Genomic DNA, 23,143 nt, shown 5'->3' with positions numbered 1-23,143 from the left:
CCCAGGCGGGTTTGATGCGGTGCAGGTGGCACTGCTCTGCTGCACGTCAAGGGCTGAATACGCAGACGGCGACCAATTGTCGCATCAGATGAAATTCGTCACGGTTGCATGCCGATAATTTATATTACGTCAGGTAGTAGATTGGTTATCAGCACTCGGCGCGAATAACTCTCCTTCGTGTAACTGCCCCCGCGCTGCGCCAGTACTCGCCTGAGCTGCATCGACACCATCGCCATGCTCATCCCACGTCCACATCTAGACGCTGCTCCGAAGAGACGGGTTCACGACAAGCAATTCGGCCTGAGCAGGCGATATGGCATCTCCTTCGCGGTTCGCAACGCCGTGTTGCACGACCTGACCAAGGAACTCGACGCCGCAACGCTCGCCGATCTACTCGGATACAGCAACCAGGTCATGAACATCCACGCCGCACGCTCCGGCGTCCCGATGGGCAGCTATCCGGCGATTGGGCCGCGCCCGACGTGACTGCCCGCCCTCCGTGAGGACCTTCGAGACTCCGCACAGGTGTCGCGAACGGCGCGAACGGGGTCTAAGTGTGAACGTGAGCGGCGAGACAGCGACTCTGGGACCAAACCGCGTTACCGACGTGTTCTAGTGGAACTGTGGACTGGGTCGAGAAAGAACTGAGGGTCGCCGCTGTTACCGGTGCCTGTGCAGGTGCGGGTGTCATGCTTCCCGAGGTTCTCGAAGGGCCCATGTCCTGGTTGGCGCTGCTGGTGTTTCCAGCGTTCTGCGGTGCGGTGGTCGGACTGTTGGTCGGTGTGGTCGCGGTCGGTGGGGGCCGCTACGCATTGTGGTCGAATCGCGTGTGGGCCGCACGATCACACCGTACGTGGAGACACCGATTCGCCGCGTGCACTGCAGCGGCAGTCGCGCTGGTGACCGCGTTTGCCTTGTGCTGGCTGGTGGTCGCTGCCGGCGATATCTCCACCTATACGGACGGGTTCTCGCCCTGGTGGATCGCACTGGCGGCGATCATGGCGTCGAGCTACCTATTCGCCTACCTTCTCGCTCCTGCGGCCGACCGCACCGCTTGAATACAGGACCGCCTCGGGGACCCTGGCCCGGTTCGCAACGTCGTGCGGCGCTCTCGATACAAGGTCGGAGCATCAGTCGCTGCGTGTGCAGCACGAGGATCTCCCTATACGACGGAAGATTCATACATGAGAAACGCAGTCTTGCTTGTAATTTCGCGCCATCCTTTGACGAATGTGTGAACGAACGAGACGACGACACACACCCAAACCACCAGCATGGCCCAATTCCAAGGCGACTGAACAGAAACGACGTCTCCAACGACAGACGGGCCAACCGCACCAACCAGGCACACCAAAATGACCGCACTCAGCCAGAGCTCGAACCGGGTGCTTCCAAACCAGCGTCGATTCTTCATGATCGATCCACCTGCCGATAGTCCGCCACTGCCATGAACGGACCCTAACGAAAGGCGGGAGAAGTCCGCGCTCTAACGGAGCACCTATGAGGACTCGAACCGCAGGGCCCCGATTCCCCCTCGAATCCGGCGAATAAGTCGACTTGCTATAACGGGCATATCCAGTGGAGTACTGCATGTTGCATCGGATGAGTCAAACTGGCTGTAGCTACCGGTTGAATGCGTTCCGATGCTCACGCTGACGTAAGTGCCTCGACACTGTTCCAGCGGCTACTGTGACGGCATGACGCGGCGGTGGATCTACCTGCTCGCGGTCGCTGGGCTCGCACTGATAATCGGGGGCGGCTACGCGGTCTGGGTAGCGAACGCTCCAACCCGTGTCGTCGCGCAGATCGGGTCAGCGGAGTCGTTTCGATGCGACGACAGCCTGCCGCCGGGCCGGCCACCACCACCCAGCCGTCCGACATCGGGAACAGTTCCCGTCGACTTCGTACCGGTCGCGGCGGTGGTCTGCTCGACCGACTTTTCTGGAGCCCTCGAACTGGGCAACGGCCGCGGATACGACGAAACGCGGTATGAGGGCGATTTCAAGGAGGTAGTTCGGCTCCTGAACGAACCAACGGCGCGCCGGTCACCTCTCGCCGGAGAATGTCCGAGCTACAGTGTTGTGCCGACGCCCGATTTGTGGCTACTCGACGCACAGGGCCGCGCGATAGCTCCGACCTTTCCTTCCCACGAATGCGGCTTGCCGAACATCGCCGCGCTCTCGGCTATCGGCAACATGACGGTGGCATCGTCTATCGAATATCGCATCACACAGGACGAGCTGAATCTCCGTCTGAGACTATCGAGTTGCGCGCCGATCCTTGCACCCCCGCGCGGAGGGTCCACCGTCCCGGGTGTGCTCACCGTCGGCAACATTTACTGCCGTTTCGACATCACACCGGAAGGTGCGGACTTCGTTGGGACCGACTACGTCGAATCCGGTTTCGATACCGCCTCGCTCACCCTGGCACCGGACTGTGTTGACGCGGCGTCGCGAATCGCCTCCACGGTGTACGTAGAGGGCGCGGCGACGGATCAGAGGCAGGTACTGGTGGAGCTGGACGGTTGCCGACGCGTCATCGCCGACGGCTACCTGCCGCTGCAGGCACCGGAGAACTTGATACGTGCGTTGTCATGACCACAACCCGAGATGCCGGGAGCGGATCAACGCTAACTGCACGCACGTGCAGACCGTGGCCTGTGCAGTCCTGGCATTGGTACCGGACTGCGGAATTTGTCAAGGCGGGGTTGAGGCCAGTCATCGTCCGCGCCGCATCCGGCCAATCCGGATAACGTTTTCGCCCAGCTGAGAACCGATCACCCACGCGAGGCTGTGCCACACGGTTTCATGTCAAGCCGCGTGGCAGTGAAGATTCCTAACTGAGGCGTTAGTGGGCACCAGGGAATACGACAAGTTTTGATATGCAGGGCTACCAGTAAACCTCTGCATATGCTGAGCCGCAGCATCTTTCGCTCGTACACTGCTGCTCACCCGTCGGCGGTTCAGATGGAGCGGGTTCGAACGATCAGTCCGCCTCGCAGCAGGGCCGTGACGGCGTTATGACCAGTCGTCCCCGACAGTTTTCTGAGCTACTGATGTCCTGGTTGGGTGCTCTCGGCATGGAAGACCACGGCTGCTGACACGGTGGCGAAGCTAGCGCGCAGATGACGATCGAACTGCCTGATACCGGGCCAGTCCGACCGTCGCACCGATCACTACTACGACCACTCCAATAACTACGGTAAAGACAGTTGAACTGGTGTTGAAGTTTCTCCACCACGCAACAGCGACGCCTGCTCCCGTGCCGAGAACGGCACCCATCGGTAGAAGCGCAGCGAGCCACCAGACGGTCGACGGAGCATGCGGATCGTGGCGAAGGGTGAACCACACGCAGAGGAGTGCACACAGGTAGGCCAGCAGTCCTGCCGAAGTATAAAGCGGAAGCACGAAGGGGCCCGGATCGAATGACCAGCGGTTCGAGAAACCTGCGAAGAGGGCAAGCAGGACGACCGCCAAGCCCACGGCGATGCCGACCAGAGCGGCTGGAACAACCAGACCGAGCCGCAGTGCGCGACCGGACACTCGTCGCTCGTCCGCCCATTGCCGAAGCGTCTCAGATTTGTCGTCACCCAGGACCACAGTCGGTCCGTGTCCATCACGGTACGCGCCCGCGAGTTCGGCTTCCAACTCGTCGAGTAGTTCGGCGCGGTCGACGCCTCGCACACTGCGACGTCTCCATAGACGATTCGCCTCCCGCAGGACATCTTGGGTTGTGTCGTTCTCGACATCTGCAATGGAGGAGTTCATGTCACGACCGTTCTGTTGTTGGCTGAGTTGGGTGATCGAAGAAGAGTGGTGACGCTCGTGGAGACGGCGATCCATTCGGTCGTACCGCTCTCCAACGCATCTGCTCCGAGTGCGCTAAGCGAGTAATACTTTCGAGGCGGGCCAGATGGGGACGGTGCTTTTTCGGAGACGACGAGCCCGGTCTTTTCCAGGCGAGCAAGCAATGGGTACGCCGACCCTCCTGCGACGAGCAGGTCCTGCTCGGCAAGTCGTTGGGTCAGTTCATAGCCATAGACGGGCCGCTCCCTCAGTAGCGCCAATAGGCACAAGTCCAACACCCCTCGAAGCACCAGGCTTCGCCTCTCGACAGCACTCATGCTCAACAAGGTAGCTGCCGCTAGCGTGTTAAGCAAGAGTCCGACGGAGCCGCGTGGACATGCGACAACCGCAACCCGACATCAGGTGCGGAAGCAAGTAGCGGTGCGTCAATGCGCGACCCTGCCGGAGAGGCAGCACTAGTGCGGGTGGCCGCCAAGAATCGGGGAGCACGGCAACTCCTCATATTCGGAGCTACCAATGAACGTCTGTATATTGCCCTGTTGCAGTACTTTTCGTCCGTCACGTGTCGTCGAGCGCCGGGCATGCGCTCGACCAGTCCTGTTATCGGACACTCGCATCCGCGTCGGAAACATCAACATCACGAACCCGAAGTGGGATTCAAGCTAGGTGGTTGGTGCGTGTTTCCTGGCCTCTCGATCGGCCTTGATGCCACTCACCGTAAGAATGGCGGCCGCCCCGAGTGCAAGCGCGCCGGAGAGAACCAGAACCGCGGTACCAGGTGATGGATCGATCAGCAGGAGCGCCGCTATCAATACCGCGGATACGGCGCAGTGCGTCGCGCCCGCCATCATGAATGGATACGCCGCACGGTGCCCCGCTACCCAAGCCTCTTTGCTCGACTTCGTCGCACGAGTCTTGATGCCGATAGCCCAATTCGGCTCCTGATGGCCCTTGGTCACGAATGCCGTCACGTAGACGGTTATCGACAGCGCCGACAGGGTCGCTGCCAGCGCTACGACCAAACCACGAACAGATTCTGTCTCCACTCCGTCCTCCATCCAGACTGTTTGCGCGACAGGCCAACGTCTCGTCCATGGCGGCTAATTCAGTACTTCACTGGTGGTCGCGTACTGAGGTCTGCGGGTTCCAGTCACAGGATCAACTCTAAGTGCAAACATTTGAAGACCGTGGAGTGTGTAGTCCAGTTACTGGCTCCGGACTGGCAGCAATACGACCAGTCTTGATATGCAGGGTTACCGGTAAGCCTCTGAATGTATTATGCGACAGTGTATCTCGCTCTGCGCCGCCACACCCTTGCTGCTACGAATGTTGATCAGTCTCGGTACACCGATTCGTATCGGTACCACGGGCCATCGAGGTGGGCCGAGGAGAAATCGACATTGCCGAGGCCGCGCGGTTCATGATCAGGTGAGTGCACCCACCCACTCGTGAAGCTAAAGAAAACAGTCGAATTGTCGACGAAGTAGACCTCTCCCGACGAGCCCCCTCGCGCGCTACTGATATCGAAAGGACCGATCTCGAACTCCTCGCGGGACGTGCCGGGGTTCTCCCTGATGTCGATGGCGATGGCCTCGAACTCGCCACGTTTGTCGAGGAATGTCGTAGCTGGCCCCCAAACCACGAACGCGAAAGCGGCAGAGACGACGAAGGGCGCAGGGAGTATCCACCAGGACCAACGTCGGTCGCGGCCGAGCACGTAGAGGGTTCGTACCGCCCACACCAGTCCGGTGACGGCCAGAACGCCCAGTACGACTAAATGGGCAAGCAATGGGTCGGCCCAGGTATGTGCGCCGAACGGCGATGGCCACCAATTTCGTTTGACGCAGATCCATACCGCGACGGCGGCCGTCACGATGAACAGCAGTATTGGACCGGGTGGCTTCGCCAGTGTCCGCTCTCCCGTCAGCTGCCGATGCACCCAATTGTCGAGCGATGTCATTCTCGCCATCGATCCAGCGTATCGGTGACAACACAACGGTGGCACCGACCGCACAGAACCGATGCTCAGCACTGGTATCGGCACCCGAAGTCAGTCGCGAATGGGATGTCGGCGTGGACGTGACAGAAACCGGTAGGGGGCTGCATAAAGTGGTGCAGCCGCCCATCCGCACAGGGTTTCGACACTGGGCAACACGACGAGCTTTTCAGGGTTACCAGTAGTCGCGAAAGCTGTTGTCAAATGGTCTGATTCATACACATTCGGTGTTGCGAGTGTTAGAGACAGCGTCGTGCAAGCCCGCATGGGTGCGCTGTACTCCCGGAACGCCCCTCCCTTCGCGGCGAAGCCTCACAGTGAGAATCCGGTGTCAGGGCGCGCTTCGTAAATCGGCGGTGTTGGAGGTTGCGGCGCCGACTGGTGATCTGATTGCCGTGGCTGCGACGTCGATCGCCGCGGCTTGACGGCACGAAAGAGCATCCTCATCGATAGCGGTGGCTGCACCCCTCCCCTCTCGCCCGCAGTCCAGGTGAGAGAAGTCGGATCCCACCGCCCATCGAGTACCTGTCCAGACATGATCGGGCCGAGCAGTTCGTTGGCGACGCCCAGTGCAGATCGCGCCTCATGCAGTGAGGCAGGCAATCCGCTGCGTTCGACGCGGCGACGATAGCTACTCACCCACAACTCGTCAGGCAGAACAAGTGGGGATGGCACAGTGACACCGCGGCGCTGCTCTTCGCTTCGGATCGCGGCGAGCAAATCGCGAGCATCGACGATACTGCTGCGGGCAAGGATGACGATGTCGGCGAGGTCGTGCGGGCGCGTCGAAGGCGACGCCGAAGCGGCGCCGTGACGTTCGTACATCGCGGTCACCTTGTCCGCCAGATGCCGCGCAACGGGATAGACCTGCATCGGCGGCGGCGGTAGAAGATCGGGCATCGACACGAACGGTGCCGGAGTGAGAGTGTCCGGCTCGAAATCGGTTGTACGAGTGGTATTCACGTCGAGGGTGGCACTGGCCAACCGTTGACCGTCGACCAAGTAGGTGATGCGAGCTTTGTGCTGGCCCGAGTCGGCGGAGACACGTACAGCGACGTCGAAAATGCCGTACTCGCCCTCGCGCGGTGCGAGGGCGCTCGTCAGAGTGCTGCGGAGCGTAGCTGCGTCGGCCGCGAACGCAAGGTCGGCGTCGGTGGTCGGGCGGGCTTCGCTGCTGCGGTATTGCAGGGCGGTGCCGCCAGTGAGCACCCAGCTTCGGGCGCTGGAGGATCGGAACAGTCGCGAGGTCAGCTGTTGCAGTGCGAAGGCGCGAGCGGCGTCCTGTGGACCCCATCCGGTGTCCGTGCCGAGCTCTCGAAGTCGCGCGATCAGCGCTTTCCGAAAGTCGCCCTCGTCGGCGTAATGCGGCACTCAGGCCCCTACCGGCTCACGGCACGACCACAACAGCAGCTCGAGCAGACTCGTGCCGTCGAACGCCGGGAGATTCCACCGCGCGGCGTACGGGGCGAGAAGACCGACGACTGTGTCGGCCGAGAGGGTGCCGTAGTCGATGCAATCGCGCACAACAGTGCCCAGATCGCCGCCATCGATACGCTTTTCGGCAAGATCGGTGATCACTCGCGTTTCGGTGGCCACCGGCAATCCCTCGTACAGGTCCCAGTCGACACCGCGCTCCCCGAGCGGCCGGCGGTAGGTGCGGGTGTGCGGGTCACGGACGTTGATCCGCCGAGGTGAAGTCAGGTCCACCCCGTACGAGGCGATCGTTCCCATGCCCCTGATCGAGCCGGCGCTCTCGTGGCTGACGATCACCTCCGGTGCGCCGCGGCGTGCATCGATGTCGGCTCCGGGGTCCAGCGCAAGCCACTGGGCGGCGACGTTCTCGAACGGGCACCACCCTTCGGCGTCGACGAATCCGTAGACCCCGTGGTGGACCCGGACGAGTACGTTCCGATCCACTGCTCGGGCCAACTGGTACGTGCGAAACCTGCGATGGCGTGCCTGGGCGGCGGTGAACAACCAGAACTGATTACGCGAGACCTCCCGCAGTTCACTCCACTCGTCCGACATGCAGCAATAATAGCACTTGGGGATCTGAAGTACTGCTCGGGAATCTCATGCTCGACCGCGATCTACCGGTCGCTGTTCTGAAGAGAATAGTTCGCTACTGTCCAAGCACCGGAATCAGTTTCGAGTGTCACGCTGGCGGTGTAGGTGGTAAACGGCGTCACGGAGCCGTCGGTGTGCTGCACTGTTTGACTGATCGTGACGGGCACGGTGGCGGTGTCTCCGTCGACTACTGGGTCGCCGTCCGGTTGCACGATCGCGGTGATGGTGTCCCGGCTGCGCGCCCAGGCTGCCCATTCAGGAAGGGGCCGAGGTGCAGGTGTCGGTGGCTGCGCTGCGGCGGTGGCCATCGCGCCGCTGAGCTGGTCCTGCTGGTTGTGGAGTGCTTCCCATGAGGAGTCTTGGATAGCGGGTTGCCAGGTGAACACCCCTGACATCACCGCTACAGCGACGTCGGCGGGTTCGGTACCGATCGGGGACATGGCGTATCCCGCATCGGTGCCCGGCTGGTCTGGTGCGCTGGTGCCGCCGAGGATCAGCACGACGATGCTCGCGATGCCAGCGGTCGCGAGAAGGCCGAGCGCGATCAGAACGGCCAGTGTCCGGCGGGTCACAGCCCGGCCCCGCTGCTCGAAGCAAGGGCGGCCGCGTCAGGGGAAAACACCCCGAGAGTGTGCGCTTTGGCAAGCATGAACGTCCACTGTGCCACTGCATCGGTAGTGGCAGAGGGGCGCTTGGAGACGATCTGTCGCTCGACGAGACGGCCGGTGCTATCGAGCAGGAACGCCGCCCATCCTCCCTCGTATTCGCGGTCCACGAAGCGCACGATCGCGCTGTCGTTGAGATCGTCGATCAGTTCGTCGCTGAAACCGCAGTCCAGAAGCCATCCGCGGGCATCGAACAGTTGCGGCGGTGTCGGTTGATCGTCGGCGCAGTGAGGTGTTGTCATCGGGGTCTCCTGGTGGGTGCGGCTATCGGGCGAGGTCGTAGTTCGAGGCGTTAGCGGTGATGGTGGTGACGTAGTTCTGGGTTTCGGGGTAGGGCGGGATACCGCCGAACTGCTGCACGGCACCGGGGCCTGCGTTGTATCCGGCGAGCATCAGTTCGACGGGATCGCCGGTGATGGAGCCGGATTCGATACCGGGCCGCAGGGTGTCCGCGACGGAGCAGTTGTAGCGCCCTTGTGCCATCACGGCGTCACCGATGTCGTTCGGGTCGCCTGCTCCTGCTGGGCCGGTGACGGTTCCGTTGTCATCGACGGGGAATCCGTATGCGGCCCAGGTTTCGGGCATGAACTGTCCGTACCCTTTGGCCCCTGCGGGGCTGGTCAGGCCGGGTGTGAAACCGGCTTCTTGTTTGAGCTGCGCGGCGAGAATCGCGGGGGACACCTCGCGGCATTGTGCGGCCGACCGCGTGAGCCACGGCTGGAATTCAGGCGGGATCTGGCCGGCCGCCAGGTCGGCCCGGTCACCGAGCCCAGCGCCGGGGGCGGTGGTGCAGTTTCCTGCCGCTTTCGGTGCCGATCCGGTACCGCCGGGGATGGGTCCGTAGGTCTGCCCTGGTGTCGGCATTCCGTGGCCGATGGTGGTGACATGGACATGATCGAAATGGTTCGCGGTAGGAGATCCCCTGTCCTCCATCGTGTTCGACTCACCGGTCGAGGGAATGTACTGCTGACGCCAGATCATGTACTCGATCTGCAAGTAGTCGCGGTTCGCCCATAGGTAGTCCTTGACCTGGTCACCGAGTGTTTTACCCTCTTCGGAGGACCAGTTCTCGATCATGATGTCCGCAGCGCGTCCGGACGGGTGATCGTCGTACCCGCCGCCGCCCGGCCGCCAGCCGCCGATACGTGAGATTTGCGGGAACTTGGCGTGCACGGCGCGGGCGACGCGGACGGTGTCGACCTGCCAGTGGTCTTCGGAGCCGACGGATCCAGGCAGGGCCGCCATCTCTGCGGTTCCGCCGGCAGGTGACGGTGCGGGCGGCGGGCTGGTGGAGGGTGCTGGGAGTGGGCTCTGGCCGCTCTGCCCGGTGCCGGGGTCGGCGGCGGCGTCGTAGAACGGTGTCGGGTCTATCGCGTTGCTGGAAGACCATGGTCCGGTGTGGTATTCGAAGTGCAGGTGCGCCCCGCTCGATTGTCCGTTGTTGCCGACGCCGGCGATGTGTTGACCGGCAGTGACGTGGTCTCCGGCCTTGACCAGGACCCCGTCGGGGAACATGTGGCCGTAAACGGTGGAGACGATCTGGCCGGCGATGTTGTGCTCGATGACGATCCACTGCCCGAACCCGGTCGCGGGTCCGGCCTGGGTGACGATGCCGTCGGCGTAGGCGTAGATGGGTGTGCCGACGGGGGCGGCGAGGTCCATGCCGTTGTGCATGGTGCCTTCTCGCTCACCGAACGGGCTCGAGAGGGTCGATTCGGTGGTCTTCGTCGGCTTCGCGAACGATCCGGCAGGCACCCCTCCCGCCGCCGTGGACGAGCCCCCGCCGCCGGAGGGCAGGCACTCGGCGGCGTCGTCGCGGACTCCGGTGGTGATGAACAGGATCACGAACAGTGACAACGCGAGTACGACGGTGAGGGTTATCGCGCCGCCTTTTTTCACAGCGCTGCCGCTCCGAGCGACTCGCCGGCGATCGAGCGCGGTACATATGCGGCGAGCCGTGCTGTGAGCGTGAGGTTTTCGTTGCGCAGGCGTTCGTTCTCGGCTTCCACTGCCCGCATCCGCACGACCGTCTCATCGGCGGCGGGTAACCGGGGTGGACCGTATTCGAGCTTGATCCATCGGGCCACGGTGTTCTCGTGGGCTCCGATCGCTACGGCGAGTGCTGCAACGCATTCGGCGCGGGAGCCGTAGTTGGGCCGGGACTTCTTGTATTCCTCGAGCGCCCAGCCGCGGGTCTGGGGGGTGTATCCGGCGCGCATCAGTACGCACCCGCCATCTGGGAGGCATCATCGTCGAGGGCGGGGGATTCGACGTTACGGCCGGAGAAGTATTCGGCGAAGCGGGCATTGGTGTCGTGGACGCCGGTCTCGATTTCGACGTCGGTGAGCACGGTTCGGATCGGGATGCCGGGTGTGTTGTCTTTGGCGACCTTGATGAGGAAATGTCCGCGTCCAACAGGGGCGCGAGCGGTGCGGCGTTCGGATCCGCGCAGTGCTGCCCCGCGTGACCAGGAGGTGACCATGTCGGCTTCGGCGGCGGTGAACTTCAGCTCCCCGGACAGGCGTTCGACCTCGCCGATCGGCAGGCCCCCGCACACGACCATGCCGGCGCGGTCGATGAATCCTTTCGCGGTCTTGATGTCGGCTTCGGTGGGCAAGGTTTCCAGGTCACGGCCGGTGTGAGTAATCATCAGCAGGCCGGTGGCGTCGGTTCGGTTGAGGCGGGTGATTTCGTTGACGCGGGCGACCATGCCCGGTCCTGCGCCGATGACCTGCCACAGCTCGTCGAGGGCCATCAGGAACAGGCGCTGGCGGTCCAGGCCCGCGTCGGCGAGCAGGTGTGCGGCTTCGACGGTGCCGTAGGCATCGGCCCAGCAGGAGAGCATCACGGCGGCTTTGAGGGTGGTATCTCCTCGGTCGAGGCTCGAGACGTCGATGCAGATCATCGGGGCGTCGAGGTCGATCGGCTGCGTGGTGTGGTCGGCGAAGATGTCTCCGAGGGGGCCGGAGGTCAATGCGCCGAGGGCTTGCATGAGTTCGGTGATGGCCTCGCGGTAGCCCTTGCTCTCGGTCTTGTAGGCCGCTTGCCACATGGCCGGGGATCCTGTGTCGATGCGGTTGTAGAGATCCTTGAGCAGCGGCGGGTTCTCGTAGGAAAACCCGCCGGCCTCGGAGTAGAGCTCGCGCAGTGCGATGCCGATCAGGGAGTTCTCGAAGGCTTTCACCGAGTGGGTGTCGTAGCGGATCAGCTCGACCAGGGCGCAGACGGCGTTGATTTGGCGGGTGCGGATGCTGATTTTGGCTGTGGCGATCAGCTCGTCGAGCTCGACGATGCGGTCGGGGTCGGTTTCGATGTTGCGGGCGGCGATTGCGCGAACGACGGCTTGTCCGAGTGCCCCGCCGGCGAGGGGGTTGAGGTGGCCACCGCCGTGTCCGAGGGTGATGATCTGCCCGCCCATCAGACGTGTGAGCTTGATGTATTCGCCTTTGATGTCGCCGGCGATGATCGGGGTCTGGCCCCATCCGCACGCACCTATGAGGATTTTGCGGATCAGCGTCGACTTGCCGAGACCGGGTAGTGAGAGCACGAACATGCTGGGGTTGGCGATGTGGTTGTCGCGGAAGTAGGCGAACGGATCGCACGAGACCGCATCGTCGGTGACGGCGTGTTGGCCGACGATGGTTCCGGCCGAGGGTGCCGCCGCACCGATGGCCCAGGGGTTCAGCCCACACATCTGCACCGAAGTGGCTTCGTATTCGATCGGTGCCGGCACGGTCGACATGCGGCCACCGCCTGCACCTTTGAGGCCGCGGGCGCTGCTGCTCAGCGCTTCGCGCCACCATGGGTCCCCGGCTGCCTCGGTGACGGCCCGGAGGGTGTGGGGGTGATCGTTGCGCCACCGCATGAGGCCCAGACCGCGGCGGGAGTACGGGTAGGGCTCGTCGGCGTCACCGTTGGCGATGCGGGCGGCGAGGTCTGCGTAGTCGGTGTCGCCGATGATCCATCGCACGAACGCCGACGGCTGCACTGCGGCGGTCTCGAACAAGTAGGGATCGTCGTAGCCCAGTTCGGGGCGATCGTCGGTGAGGGTCATCGAGCGTCTCTCTCTCTTCGCAGTGAGCTGGAATGTGGGGGCAGGAGTTGGGGTTTGAAGATGGGGTGGTCTAGCTGCGCCGGACCAGGATCGAGGTGGAGATCTGGTCGGGGAGGAGCACTCCGACGCCGAGACCGGCGGCGAACGCAGCATCTTGGAAAGCGAACGCGCGCCGCAACCGCAGGCGGGAACGCGCCGCGAGGGATTCGGTCACTGCGGCCGCGTTTGCGATTTCCTCCACCGAGCCGACGGTGATCGTCAGTAAAGCGGAGTAGCGCTCGTATCCGGCTCCGGAGACCATTTCTCGTCGTGCCTGTTCGGCGATCTCGTGGCGCTTCTCCGACCCTGCGGAGGTGATCTTGTTGCCGCGGGAATTGATGGCGTGCAGGGCGTCTCGGTGTTGCTTGTCGACCTTCTTCGCTGCGTCCCCGGCCGAGTAGGGGCGGTAGATGAGGGTCAGGCGTTTGCGCGGCAGGTCGTCGTGCGGTTGCAGGAGCGGTTTGAGGACGGTGTCGGTGAACACCGATTCCGGTGGCGCAGCCATTTCCCAGACCACCGAGACGCCGCCGTCGTGGCGGTAATGACCCCATTCGGTCTTGGCGCGGCCCGGGCCGGCGTCTTCCCAGTCGACGCCGTGGTCTTCACCGGAGATGTCGAGTTCTTCGAAGTCGTTCTCGGTCGAGGGGTTGTAACTGCGGTGCACTGCTGCGGTGATCTCGGCGGCAGTCATCGGTTGGGCGTCGATCCCGGCTCCGCTCAGTGATTCGTACAGGTCCGGTAGGCGCCGAGCGAGTTCGGTGGCCATCTCTTCCGGATCTTTCTGCCGCTCCTTGGTGGTGGCTCTGAAGGTGATCGCGAGCCTGGCAAGGGTGCGGTGTCGACCCGAGGGCATCCGGACGGCGGACTGGCGAACGAACTCAGCCGCCATGGGGGGTGCGGAGTGAACGAGTTCTTGGCGGGCGCGACGGGCCAACCGCAGGCCCGTGGCCGGGATGTTCTCCACTACCACTACCGCGCCGACGATGTCACCGGGCAGGCCGAGATCGGCCAGGTAGACGCCCCAGTCGGCGGTGTAGAGGTCCTTGTCGCGTTGGATGATCGCTTCGTCACCGCCGGGGAGGGCATCGAAGACGACGGTGTAGCGGTGATCATCGGGGTTGTGGATCATGCCGAATTCGTTGCCGTGCCGGTCGATTCCCACGTAGAGATTGGTGCGAGAGAGGATGCCGGGAAGCCGGTAGCGACCGCCGGGGATCCTCGAGTTCGGTCCGGCGTGGTATTCGGTGGACTTTTCGATGTGCTTACGGAACTGCCATTGCATAGCTAATTGTCCTGTCTCGTAGAGGGTTCGGCCGTTCGGCGCGAACACCAGAGGGGTGAGAACGAGTGCGCCGATGCCCATCAGTGCCAGGCCGGCTACGACGTGCACGAAGATCAGGACGGCGAAGGAGATTGCGAAGAATCCCGCCCCGTAGCCGATCACCTTGGTCGGCAGACCGAACGCGAACGTCGACTGAGGTCGGTTACCGGCGGAGTAGATCGGCGGTTCGTACGGGGCCTCGAGTTGAGTGCTCATCGTTCGTCACCGGCGCTCATCTGCGTTGCCTTCGCGACGGCCGCCTGGTTGGGCTGCCATTGCGCCAGCTCGAGTACCCTCGTGCAAATAGCCGCTGCACCGGGTGCCTCGACCCGCACGGCTACGGCGAGCACCATCAGGGAAACCAGCACTGTCGCGCCCACCGCCACAACGCCGAGCAATCCGAAGCCCAAGCACGCCAGAAGTGATACGGCGAAATATCCGCCGATCACCGGCCGAGAAATTGTTCGAGTCATCGTTGAATCCGTCCGTGGTAGTTGCCGACTGCGCCTTCAGCGGCTGAGCCGAGGGTGCTCGAGACCGAGCCGGCGGTGCGGCCGGCGTTGCCGGCGGCTTTGAGTGCGCCCGCTGCGCCGCGCATTGCTACTGAGGTACCGGTACGTCCTGCCGATGCAGTGGCGGACCCGACCCGCCGGGCTGCGCCCATCGGCCCGGATGATGCGCCGGCGTGCGAGGTGTTGCTGCTTCCCGATCCGCCGGTGTAGCGGCCTTGCAGTCCGGTGGCGGGACGTGCGCCGGAACCAGCAGCGCCAGTGCCTCCGCTGCTTCCACCTGCGCCGCCCGCGGATCCGGCGACGGTGTTCGCGACCGCACCGAGAGCACGCGAGGCAGCGGCACCGCCGCTGCCCATCACCGCGCCACCTGCCGCGCCGAGCATTCCGACTTCGCGGCCACCGGCAGAGATGGATTCTGCTGCGGGAGCGACGATTTTGATCAAGGTCGGCAGAGCGAACCCAATGATGGCCAAGAGGACGGAGCCGATGATGACCGTCGCGATCTGATCCGAGCTCGACGCCGAGGCCGCCCAGAACGCGAACAGATACAGCAGCGTCGCAACCGGCTTGAACAACAACGCGCCGAGGGTGAAGGCAATCATCGACTTGTAGGAGGATCGGCCGGTCCCGGTAGCCGACGCCGCAGCGGCGATCGGAATCACGGCCACGACGACACACAGCACCGCCTCACGGATCAGCAGTGCGATCAACTGGGCGACGGAGCCGAGGAAGGCGAACCCGGCGCACGCAAGCGCGAGGATCGGGCCCAGACCAGTCTTGTCGTCGAAGGCGGTGATGGCGGTGATCTTCTCGTCGAGGTTGCCCCCGACGAACTTCTCCAGCGCATACGACGAGGCGATGTCCCCGCCCTGATGGAACATCAGCACCAGGATCGGCAACAGTGAAACGGTGATGACGGTGCGAACCAGCATGTTCGCGGTCTCGGTGGCCCCTTCCATCACGGCTTGTTTGCGGGCGAGGGCGAGCTTGGTCATCGCGATGACGATCGAGGCGAACAACGCCACCAATGTGAATCCGGAGATGATGTTGCGGAGCCCGGACATGGCGTTTTCGGCGGCCAGACCGGGGATTCCGGAGGACATCCAGAACGTCATCACAGACCGGAACGCTTGGGTGTTGCCTTCCATCACCGATTTTGTGAAGTCGCCGATAGGGTCGCCCCAGAACGCTGATGTTGCCGAGGAGACGGCGGTGGAGAATGCGTCGCCGGGGTGATCGTAGACCGCCGAATCCAGGCAGAAGAATTGATCTGCTGCCCCTCTACCACCGATCGCGTCCAGGAACTTGTCTGCGATCCCGCCGTCTTCGATCACGTCGGAGCCGTCGGCCAGGCAGTCGCGGCGTTGTTTCTGGAAGTCGTTGCCGTCGGCACCGGGGTTGATCTGCTCGGTCAAATTCGGCACAGGAGCAGGTGTCGGGTCTTGGGCGTGGGCGAGTCCGCTGGCCCCGACGACCGCGATCAGGGACAGGAACAAGATCACCAGGGTGCGGGCGGCCAGGGCCGCTGTGCGGGTCACAGTGCCCACCGAGTGAAGCCGTCGAGAGAGTTGTAGGGGCCGAACTGTGCAGGGCCGGTGTTCTCACGCACTTTCCAGGTTCCACCGTCCCAAACCATGTTCAGACGTAAACCGAAGTAGACCGGTGACTGCATACGCTTGCCGGTGTCGTCGACATCGCGAATCGACGCGAGCTCGACAACAGCGAAACTGTCGGTGCACGAAAGGATTTTGAATGCCATCGGTGCACGCAAGGCCACGGTTTCGGTGTTGACTGCTTTCGATTCCTCTACCGCTCGTGCCTCCAGATCGACAACCTGGTCACCGTTGAGAAGGAGCTTGTCGCTCGCCTCGATGGCGACTTCGCCGCCTGCCAGTCCGCGGGGTAGGAAGTTCGCGGCGGCCAGGGCCGCGCCTTGAGGGGTGCGGGTGTATCCGGCGAGGACGAGACCGTCGAGGTAGGAAGGCCCATCGGTTTCGGAGTACAGCGTCGAGACACCGAAGTTGCGTTGGATCATCATCGACTCCGGTGAGGTCACTGGGCGGCCGTCGCTGCTGCATTCGGTGCGTGGTCCGGTCGGGGCGTTTTGCGGGAGCGGTGATCCGGCGGGGTTGTTCGGGACCATGACGGTGCGTCCGGACAGGTCTGCATCGGGGATACCGAATCCTTCGGCCCCTGTGCCGAGGCCGGAGTCCCCTGGCGTCGGAGGCGCTGTCGTCGGCGGCGGAGTGGCTGCGATCTGGGGGGTGTCGTCGTCGTTCATGTTGGGGATGATGAACGCAATCGCGCCGACCACAGCGACCACGACGAGGGCCGCGACGGTGATCAGGGTGTTGCGCAGGCGGCGGCTCATGAGTTCTGCTCCAAGGTGGTGTAACCGTCGAGGGAGCCGAGCTCGACTGCGTCGATGTTCTCTTCGGCGGTCGGAAGCACGATCCGCCAGTCCTCGCTGATCCACTGCAATGCAACGGGATACGAGTAGAGCTGGTTGTTGTCGCCGATTGTTTGTGCCACCGACACCGCCGCCGTCAGCGGGTCGGCCTGATAGTCGGTGATCTCGAAACCGGCGAATGTCGGTGCCGCGCCGGCCGGGACGGATCCGGAGACGGTGACCCCCGCGCGTGCGGCTGCGAACTCGTCGCGGCCAGGTCCGGGCGCGGTGACGGTGTTGACCACCTCCGGCCATGTCCGGTCGTCGGCGACGGCGAGGGCGGTCTGACCGTTGATCGCGGCCAGCACAGCGCCCTGTGGTGTCTGGGTGTATCCGCTGCGGTTGACCGACGTGCCGGTGCGAGGGCCATCGATCCGTGATGTCGGTACCGAGACGCCGTTGATTTGACGCCAGGTCAGCTCGGCCGGAGCGGACCGAAGATCCGGTGCCGGATCTGTGGCGGTGGCCGGTGCGTCGTCGGTACCGGATCCGCACGCAGCGAGTACGAAGACGGTCGCCGCTGTCGCGGCGATCCGGAGTGTGCGCGAGGTGGTCATCAGGAGAAATGCCTTTCGGGTCGAATGAAGAACGGGTGCAGTGGGTTCAGGTACTCAGACGAGAACGGCTTGAGCGATTCCGGATGCGGAGCCGATGATCGCGGCGCAGATCAGGATCCGGGCCAGGGTGGCGTCCTCGACGATCTGTTTGCCGGTGGATTTGCGCTGGTTGACGAACGTCGCCCCGCAAACCATCAGCGCCGCGATGCAGGTGATGATCGCGAACCAGAGCAGCCACGACAGCCCGGTCATGATCGGTTGCCAGACCTCGGCGGGCCACTCGACCGGTGAGGTGGGTGGTTGCGCCAACATGATTGTCATGAACTGACTCCTTCAGCGGGAGCGGCAGTGTCGTTCATACGATCACCAGGTTGAGGAAACCGGCGGTACTACCGACGACACCGGAGATCAACAGCAGCACCAGTTCGCGGTGACCTGTGCGGCAGGTGCCCTTGTCCCAGGCCAGCATTGCGCCGCCGGCCGTGATGCCGACGATCGAGGCAAAGAGCAGACCCCACAGAGTCCAGCTCAGGATGGCCATGGTCAGTCTGGTCATAGGACGAGCATGTTGACCAGGCCGGCGGCACCACCGATGACGATGGACCCGAATAGGCCGCCGACGAGTTTTCCGGTGGCGTTGCCGCCTTGGCCTCCGCCGGTGATCTTCTCGAAGGCGAGCATCGCGCCGCAGATCATGATTCCGGCGACGGCGGCGATGATGCAGCCCCACATCAGCCACGAGAGCAGTTCGAGGATCTTCTGACCGGTGGGCCCGTCTGGTGGCTTGGGGGTGACGTCGCCGATGTTCTGCGCGAGGAACGTGGTCGTCGCCGCGGTGAGAGTGGTGATCATGGTGGTGTTCTCCTTCTGTCCTGGTGAGAGGGGTGCGGGGGTCAGCGGCCTGCCGCGATACGGGCGGCGGTGAATATGTCCCGCCCGATCGCGGCAAGTTCGGGGTGTGGTGCTGTGGTCGAGGGGGTGAGTGCGCGCATCCGCGTAGGTGGGAGCGGGTCGGGTTCTTTCGGTGACCACACCGCGAGCTCGCTTTGGGCGTGGGTGCGTAGGTCGGGGATGTAGGGGATGCGCCATACCGATGGGGCGGCGGAGGCCACCACGTCGGCGCGTCTGCGCAGTGTCTTCGGGAGTGGGCCGGGGGCGTCGGGGACCAGCACCAGGCCCAGGAGGGTGCAACCGCCGGTCAGGCCGGCGGCTGCTTGCAGGAGGAGGTCGTGGGCGGCGTCGAGGCCGTCGCGGTCGGTGCGGCAGACGACTGCGACGCCTCGGTGCCGGTCGGCGGCGGGCCAGCCGCGTCGGGCATCGCCTGCCGGTGCCCAGATCTGGGCGAGTGTGCCTGCGCCGGAGCGCCCATGGGCGGCCAGAAGCCACATCACGGGCGGGCGTCCGTGGACCGAGACGGGCTCGTCGTGGATCGGTGCCCGCCGGGCAGGCGGGGGTACCCGCAACCCTGCCGGTGTGATCGACGGTTCACCCTGTCGGTAGTAGTCACGGCGCTCTGCTGGTTGTGCGGCCATCTCGGGCGCACCTCCTTCTCCGGCGGTCTCGGTCACCGAGTGGTGGTCGGCGAGGCGGTGGTAGGTGCTGCGGTGGTGGCCACGCTCGTAGAGGTGGCGGTTGCTGCTGTGCTTGTCGAGGTGGCGGCGGTGTTTCCGATGGTGGCGTGGGCGGTGAGGATGCTCCCGGCGCTGCGGACGGTGTCAGTGGTGGCGAACAGTGCCGCGCCCTGTGTGATCACTGCGCCGACTTTGTCGGCGAGGCTCTGATCACCGGTGAGGTCGGCGGCGAGGGCCACGATCCACCGGACTGTCAGCTCGACGGGGGTTTCACCTTTGGATCCGACCGGGACACTGTCGTAGGAGCTGTGTTTGGTGGCGGTGTTCCAGTACGAGGTGTCGGTGACGAGCTGGGCGAGGCCGGCGTTTTCGTCGATGGTGTTCGATACTTCTTTGAAGGCGACGTCGACGGCGGAGTCGATGGTGGCTGGGGGTACGAGCTTGACTGCCGACGTCGCGACCTTGGCGGCGAGTAGGCCGAGTGCTGCCGGCGGGTTGGTCAGTCCGACGGTGGCGAGCTGGCCGATTGTCTCGGGGGTGATGACGTCTTTGGCGACTGTGATCGCAGCACCGATGGCCATGCCGGCGATCTTGGTGACCGCACCGACCGCTTCGTCGATCATCTCCTCGGTCGAGGTAGCGGACGGGTCGGAGTATTTCGCCATCTTCGAGAGCACCGTTTCGGGTGCGGAGTTGACCTCGAACCGTCCAGCGGCGTCGTCGAATTCGATGTTGTCGTTGACTACCGATGCTCCGGTCATCAGGGCGGTGCGCCCGACTGCGGTCGAGACGTCGGTGAGGATTCGGACGGGGTCGCGGGTGTCCATCGAGGACTGACCGGCGATGGAGGCGACGAGCTTGGCGGCGGGGGCGTTGGCGGGGGTATCGCACGCGAGATCGCCTGCGGTGCAGTAGGAGGCGACACGGTCCGACACTGCGCCGAAGCCGCTGATCTTCGGTGTCGGCGCGATACCGCCCCCGGCGGGGGCAGCTGCGGCGACGGCCGGAGCGAGGGTGACGGTATCCACGGCCGCGCCGTCGGTTCCCGGTGCCGGTGCAGGTGCAGACGCGCCGCTGGCGATGATGTCTTCGCCTTCGGCGCGGGTGGGATCGGAGAACAAGGCTCCCCCTGCTAGCTCCTCGGCGGGAATCGGACCGTCCCCGGCGCCGATGGAGCGCAGGACCTGTGATGCTGCTTCGCCGCCTTGGGAATATCCGGAGACGAAGAACTTCGTGCCGGGGCAGCGGGCGGCGATATCGGAGATCATGTTCTGGGTGTTCTCGACCCCGATGTCGACCGACTGGGCGTACGGGACGGTCGAACGGTCACCGGGCTTGCCCCCGAAGCTGGCCGGGTACGGCACGTAACTGCGGCTCAGAGCAGGGCTGTCGCCGGAGTTCGCATCACGCATCGCCGGGACTGTCACGCGGGAGAAGAAGCCGGAATCGGTATCTGGGGAGGAGTTCTCGTCGATTTCGGTGGTGCCGGGCACGACGACGAGATGCAGTACCGAGCAGTCACCACCGTCAGCACGTGCAGGTGTGGTTGTGGTCGGCTGCGCGGCTGCGACACCGCTCGCGGAGACCACGATGGTCAGCGCTGCGGTGGCAGCAAGCAGGCGCGGGGTGAGGCGGCGGGCCTGGTCGATAGTTGTGTGCACAGCTTCTCTCTTCTCTGGTGGGTGTGCCTGGTCAGCGGGGGACGATCGCGGCAATGAGGGTCTGGCCGTCTGCTGCTGCGGTGGTGGTGATCCGTTGACGGCTCAGTCGGCCGTCGATTCCGGGTCCGCGTTCGAGCACGGTGACGTTGTAGATCCCGGCGTCGACCGGGTCGGCGAGCACGCAGAACTCGATAGCGGGTTCGAGCTGGTCGATACCCTGTTGCAGGCGTTGCGCCGAGGCCATCACTGCATCGGGTGCGCCGGCCGCGCGTGCAGCGGCCCCGTCGCGGTCGAAGTAGAACGCCTTCTCGAATCGCCAGATCGCGACCGCGCCGGGGTCGTCACTGTCGCCGGTGACCGGGTCGCCGTCGGCTTGTCCTGCGCACCAGGTGACATCGGCGGCTGCTGCCCCGGCTGCTGCGGGCGTGGTGGAGGTGGGTGTTGCCGGTGTGGTGACGATTTCGTCGAGAGGCAGCGCGGCGGGTGATGGTGGTTCACTGCCGACGCCGGTCAGCACGAGAGCTGCTCCCGCGACGCCGCCGATGACAACGGTGAGCGCGGCGGTGACCGCTACCGCTGCGCGGTGACGCCTCCACCACGACTGCGCGGGCGGGGTGGGTGAGATGTAGGTGCGCTGGTCTCGGAGCACAGCGGTACGTGCGTCGAAAGACTCGTACTCACCGGTGGTGTGGTGACGGTCCGAACTTTCTGCGCCGTCGTGTGGAGCGCTGCTGTCCTGGCCGCCGTGGAACCAGTCGTCGTCGTCCGAATCGGTCTCGACCTGTGGTTCATCGGTCAGGACCGTCAACCGACGTTCGGGCGGGCACTCGGAAAGGGCTCCATCAGGGCGTGATTCGGTCACTTCGGTGTCGGTGAACCAGTCACCGATTCGGTCGTCGTTGTCGACGCCGGCAGCGGGGTCTCGAGGTGCCACAACAGGGCCTTTCCGAGAGTAGAAGTAGAGAACGAGGGTCGAGTTGTGGAGGTAGCTCGTTCAGGATGTGAACGAGCTACCTCCGAAGGTCAGAACGCGAAGTTCAGACCGGCCCCTGCGAGGGCGTTGTTCAGTGCCGCAGTGCCCTGATCGAAAGCGGGTGCAGCGGCCGCGTTCACAGCAGCGACCGTCTCTGCCACCGCGGGCTGTTCGAGCACGGTCGTGGTGAAGCCCTGTACTGCCTCGTAGGCGGGTTCGATCCACGTCTGGGCTTCACTGACTGCCCAATCGGACTCGGCTGGTGCGGGATTGAGGTACTCCTCGACCTGGCCGACAGTGGTGTCGATGACGCTTTGGATGCCGGGAGCATCGAGGGTCAGTGGCGCGACCGGCGCGGGCGGGATGCTCTCCGGTGCCGGAAGTGGTGCAGGCTCTTCGATGATCTGCTGCTCGCCGCCCAGGAGGGTGCCGCCGAGGAGCGCTCCGATACCGGCCCCTGTGGCGGTCAAGCCCAAGACGATGGGAACCGAGAGCGCTGCGCCGATTCCTGCACCAGCGAGAGCGGCAGCGCCGGGGATGAAGATCCATCCCAACGGCCCTCCCCAGACAATGGCACCTGTGCCCGTGGTGGCCGCGATTCCCAACCCGGCCCCGATTGCGCCCCCGGTGCCGGTGATCACAGCGGCAGGGAGCAAGGAAGCTAAGAAACCGGTTGCGCCGCCGGCGATGAAGCCGGTCGCGGTGCCTGCCGCGATCCGGTCGGCTTGCGGGGCATCGGCGAATCCGTTGTCGACGAGGAAGTTACCGCCGTCTGCCTGCAAAGCCTGCGCGGTGTTGTTGAACTGCTCGACCAGGTTTGGGTCGAGCATGTTCTGGTCGTACGGCACGAGCTGGCCACCGGCGAGGATGTAACCGTCGGGTGCGTCGATCGGCGCGATGACAGTGCGCTGCACCGTAGGAATCGGCGGTGGGGGCGGTGGAGCTGCCTGCAATGCCGGTGGTGCCTCGGTGGGTGCGGTCTGCGGCGTCGCCTGCGGCGTGGGGGTCTGTTCGTAGTAGGTGGTCTGGTACGAGGACTGCTGGTTGCCGGACTGGTAGTCGTCGTAGCTGCGCCACTCGGACTGTTGCACTCGCGGTGAGGGCTGGTAACCGGGTAGGAACTGGCGTTCCTGTGTCGGTGCCGGTGGTGGGACAACGGGGGTGGTATCCGTCGTTCCGGACTGTGCAGTGTCGGGTGCGGTCACGAAGTCCTGCGGAGCTGCGTGTCCGACACCGGATCCCCAGGCCAAAGCGATGATGATCGGGACGGCAGTAACCACTGCTGCACGCTCTCTGCGGCGGCGGTGGCGGCCACCGATTCCTTGCTGTGAAGACATTGGAGTTGAAACCTTTCGTTATGTGCTGTGCTACCAGCGAGATTCAGGTTCTGGGGAAGAAGTGTTTGGTGGTGGAACCACCACCGTCTGCGCTGAGAAACCGACCGAAAACGAGGGTCAGCTTTCGGGTGATCC

The 23,143-nt window shown here is 64.2% G+C and carries 26 protein-coding genes; 3 read left to right on the top strand and 23 right to left on the bottom strand.

Annotated features, from left to right (window positions below):
• Nucleotides 1–234 precede the first annotated feature (234 nt).
• From QMK32_RS22770 to QMK32_RS22760, 3 genes are all read left to right on the top strand, one after another.
• Nucleotides 235–486, top strand: coding sequence for a hypothetical protein (locus QMK32_RS22770; protein ID WP_283477693.1), 252 nt, complete (start codon nucleotides 235–237; stop codon nucleotides 484–486).
• Nucleotides 487–623: 137 nt separating this feature from the next.
• A complete protein-coding gene (locus QMK32_RS22765) occupies nucleotides 624–1,058 on the top strand; it encodes a hypothetical protein (protein ID WP_283477691.1) in 435 nt (144 codons plus the stop codon).
• Nucleotides 1,059–1,697: 639 nt separating this feature from the next.
• Nucleotides 1,698–2,597, top strand: a complete 900-nt coding sequence (locus QMK32_RS22760; RefSeq protein ID WP_283477690.1) for a hypothetical protein — start codon at nucleotides 1,698–1,700, stop codon at nucleotides 2,595–2,597.
• 516 nt (nucleotides 2,598–3,113) lie between these two features.
• Here the strand turns inward: QMK32_RS22760 and QMK32_RS22755 are convergent.
• The 23 genes from QMK32_RS22755 to QMK32_RS22645 all read right to left on the bottom strand — a co-directional run bounded on the left by QMK32_RS22755 (nucleotide 3,114) and on the right by QMK32_RS22645 (nucleotide 23,008).
• The gene (locus QMK32_RS22755; RefSeq protein ID WP_283477689.1) at nucleotides 3,114–3,767 is read right to left on the bottom strand and encodes a hypothetical protein; all 654 of its coding nucleotides are present in this window, start codon (nucleotides 3,765–3,767) and stop codon (nucleotides 3,114–3,116) included.
• Nucleotides 3,764–4,123, bottom strand: coding sequence for a PadR family transcriptional regulator (locus QMK32_RS22750; protein ID WP_283477688.1), 360 nt, complete (start codon nucleotides 4,121–4,123; stop codon nucleotides 3,764–3,766). Before QMK32_RS22750 ends, QMK32_RS22755 begins: the two co-directional genes overlap by 4 nt.
• 345 nt (nucleotides 4,124–4,468) lie before the next feature.
• Nucleotides 4,469–4,852: an SdpI family protein gene (locus QMK32_RS22745; protein WP_283477687.1), complete on the bottom strand. Its 384-nt coding sequence runs from the start codon at nucleotides 4,850–4,852 to the stop codon at nucleotides 4,469–4,471.
• Nucleotides 4,853–5,139: 287 nt separating this feature from the next.
• On the bottom strand, nucleotides 5,140–5,775 hold the full coding sequence (locus QMK32_RS22740; RefSeq protein ID WP_283477686.1) for a DUF1109 domain-containing protein: 636 nt from the start codon (nucleotides 5,773–5,775) through the stop codon (nucleotides 5,140–5,142).
• 339 nt (nucleotides 5,776–6,114) lie between these two features.
• Entirely contained in the window at nucleotides 6,115–7,173 is a 1,059-nt protein-coding gene (locus QMK32_RS22735; RefSeq protein WP_283477684.1) for a nucleotidyl transferase AbiEii/AbiGii toxin family protein, read from the bottom strand.
• The gene (locus QMK32_RS22730; RefSeq protein WP_283477682.1) at nucleotides 7,174–7,830 is read right to left on the bottom strand and encodes a type IV toxin-antitoxin system AbiEi family antitoxin domain-containing protein; all 657 of its coding nucleotides are present in this window, start codon (nucleotides 7,828–7,830) and stop codon (nucleotides 7,174–7,176) included.
• A 62-nt stretch (nucleotides 7,831–7,892) separates the two neighbouring features.
• Nucleotides 7,893–8,441 carry a hypothetical protein gene (locus QMK32_RS22725; protein WP_283477681.1) on the bottom strand — a complete coding sequence of 183 codons (549 nt, stop codon included), beginning with the start codon at nucleotides 8,439–8,441 and terminating at the stop codon, nucleotides 7,893–7,895.
• Nucleotides 8,438–8,776 carry a hypothetical protein gene (locus tag QMK32_RS22720; RefSeq protein ID WP_283477679.1) on the bottom strand — a complete coding sequence of 113 codons (339 nt, stop codon included), beginning with the start codon at nucleotides 8,774–8,776 and terminating at the stop codon, nucleotides 8,438–8,440. Before QMK32_RS22720 ends, QMK32_RS22725 begins: the two co-directional genes overlap by 4 nt.
• A gap of 22 nt (nucleotides 8,777–8,798) precedes the next feature.
• Entirely contained in the window at nucleotides 8,799–10,433 is a 1,635-nt protein-coding gene (locus QMK32_RS22715; RefSeq protein ID WP_283477678.1) for a M23 family metallopeptidase, read from the bottom strand.
• Nucleotides 10,430–10,753 (bottom strand): transposase, encoded by a 324-nt coding sequence (locus tag QMK32_RS22710; RefSeq protein WP_283477676.1) that lies wholly within the window; start codon nucleotides 10,751–10,753, stop codon nucleotides 10,430–10,432. Before QMK32_RS22710 ends, QMK32_RS22715 begins: the two co-directional genes overlap by 4 nt.
• Nucleotides 10,753–12,588, bottom strand: a complete 1,836-nt coding sequence (locus tag QMK32_RS22705) for a putative type IV secretion/conjugal transfer ATPase (protein WP_283477675.1) — start codon at nucleotides 12,586–12,588, stop codon at nucleotides 10,753–10,755. The genes QMK32_RS22710 and QMK32_RS22705 overlap by 1 nt, the downstream gene beginning before the upstream one ends.
• Before the next feature lie 70 nt (nucleotides 12,589–12,658).
• Nucleotides 12,659–14,164 carry an SCO6880 family protein gene (locus QMK32_RS22700; RefSeq protein ID WP_283477673.1) on the bottom strand — a complete coding sequence of 502 codons (1,506 nt, stop codon included), beginning with the start codon at nucleotides 14,162–14,164 and terminating at the stop codon, nucleotides 12,659–12,661.
• Nucleotides 14,161–14,421 (bottom strand): hypothetical protein, encoded by a 261-nt coding sequence (locus QMK32_RS22695; RefSeq protein ID WP_283477671.1) that lies wholly within the window; start codon nucleotides 14,419–14,421, stop codon nucleotides 14,161–14,163. Before QMK32_RS22695 ends, QMK32_RS22700 begins: the two co-directional genes overlap by 4 nt.
• On the bottom strand, nucleotides 14,418–15,998 hold the full coding sequence (locus QMK32_RS22690; RefSeq protein WP_283477669.1) for a hypothetical protein: 1,581 nt from the start codon (nucleotides 15,996–15,998) through the stop codon (nucleotides 14,418–14,420). Before QMK32_RS22690 ends, QMK32_RS22695 begins: the two co-directional genes overlap by 4 nt.
• The gene (locus QMK32_RS22685; RefSeq protein WP_283477668.1) at nucleotides 15,995–16,831 is read right to left on the bottom strand and encodes a DUF8175 domain-containg protein; all 837 of its coding nucleotides are present in this window, start codon (nucleotides 16,829–16,831) and stop codon (nucleotides 15,995–15,997) included. The genes QMK32_RS22690 and QMK32_RS22685 overlap by 4 nt, the downstream gene beginning before the upstream one ends.
• Nucleotides 16,828–17,466: a DUF8175 domain-containg protein gene (locus tag QMK32_RS22680; protein WP_283477666.1), complete on the bottom strand. Its 639-nt coding sequence runs from the start codon at nucleotides 17,464–17,466 to the stop codon at nucleotides 16,828–16,830. Before QMK32_RS22680 ends, QMK32_RS22685 begins: the two co-directional genes overlap by 4 nt.
• Nucleotides 17,467–17,520: 54 nt before the next feature.
• A complete protein-coding gene (locus QMK32_RS22675) occupies nucleotides 17,521–17,787 on the bottom strand; it encodes a hypothetical protein (protein WP_283477664.1) in 267 nt (88 codons plus the stop codon).
• A gap of 34 nt (nucleotides 17,788–17,821) precedes the next feature.
• On the bottom strand, nucleotides 17,822–18,022 hold the full coding sequence (locus QMK32_RS22670) for a hypothetical protein (protein ID WP_283477662.1): 201 nt from the start codon (nucleotides 18,020–18,022) through the stop codon (nucleotides 17,822–17,824).
• Nucleotides 18,019–18,318 carry a hypothetical protein gene (locus tag QMK32_RS22665; protein WP_283477660.1) on the bottom strand — a complete coding sequence of 100 codons (300 nt, stop codon included), beginning with the start codon at nucleotides 18,316–18,318 and terminating at the stop codon, nucleotides 18,019–18,021. The genes QMK32_RS22670 and QMK32_RS22665 overlap by 4 nt, the downstream gene beginning before the upstream one ends.
• Nucleotides 18,319–18,359: 41 nt before the next feature.
• Complete coding sequence (locus tag QMK32_RS22660; RefSeq protein WP_283477659.1) at nucleotides 18,360–18,998, bottom strand: DUF6668 family protein; 639 nt, start codon at nucleotides 18,996–18,998, stop codon at nucleotides 18,360–18,362.
• Between the two features lie 32 nt (nucleotides 18,999–19,030).
• Complete coding sequence (locus QMK32_RS22655; RefSeq protein WP_283477657.1) at nucleotides 19,031–20,698, bottom strand: cutinase family protein; 1,668 nt, start codon at nucleotides 20,696–20,698, stop codon at nucleotides 19,031–19,033.
• Between the two features lie 31 nt (nucleotides 20,699–20,729).
• Entirely contained in the window at nucleotides 20,730–21,632 is a 903-nt protein-coding gene (locus QMK32_RS22650) for a DUF8176 domain-containing protein (RefSeq protein ID WP_283477656.1), read from the bottom strand.
• An 89-nt stretch (nucleotides 21,633–21,721) separates the two neighbouring features.
• Nucleotides 21,722–23,008: a hypothetical protein gene (locus tag QMK32_RS22645; protein ID WP_283477655.1), complete on the bottom strand. Its 1,287-nt coding sequence runs from the start codon at nucleotides 23,006–23,008 to the stop codon at nucleotides 21,722–21,724.
• Nucleotides 23,009–23,143 lie beyond the last annotated feature (135 nt).

Source organism: Rhodococcus sp. H29-C3, from assembly GCF_030063405.1.
Lineage (GTDB): Bacteria > Actinomycetota > Actinomycetes > Mycobacteriales > Mycobacteriaceae > Rhodococcoides.
This window is presented reverse-complemented; position numbering and strand designations above follow the sequence as displayed.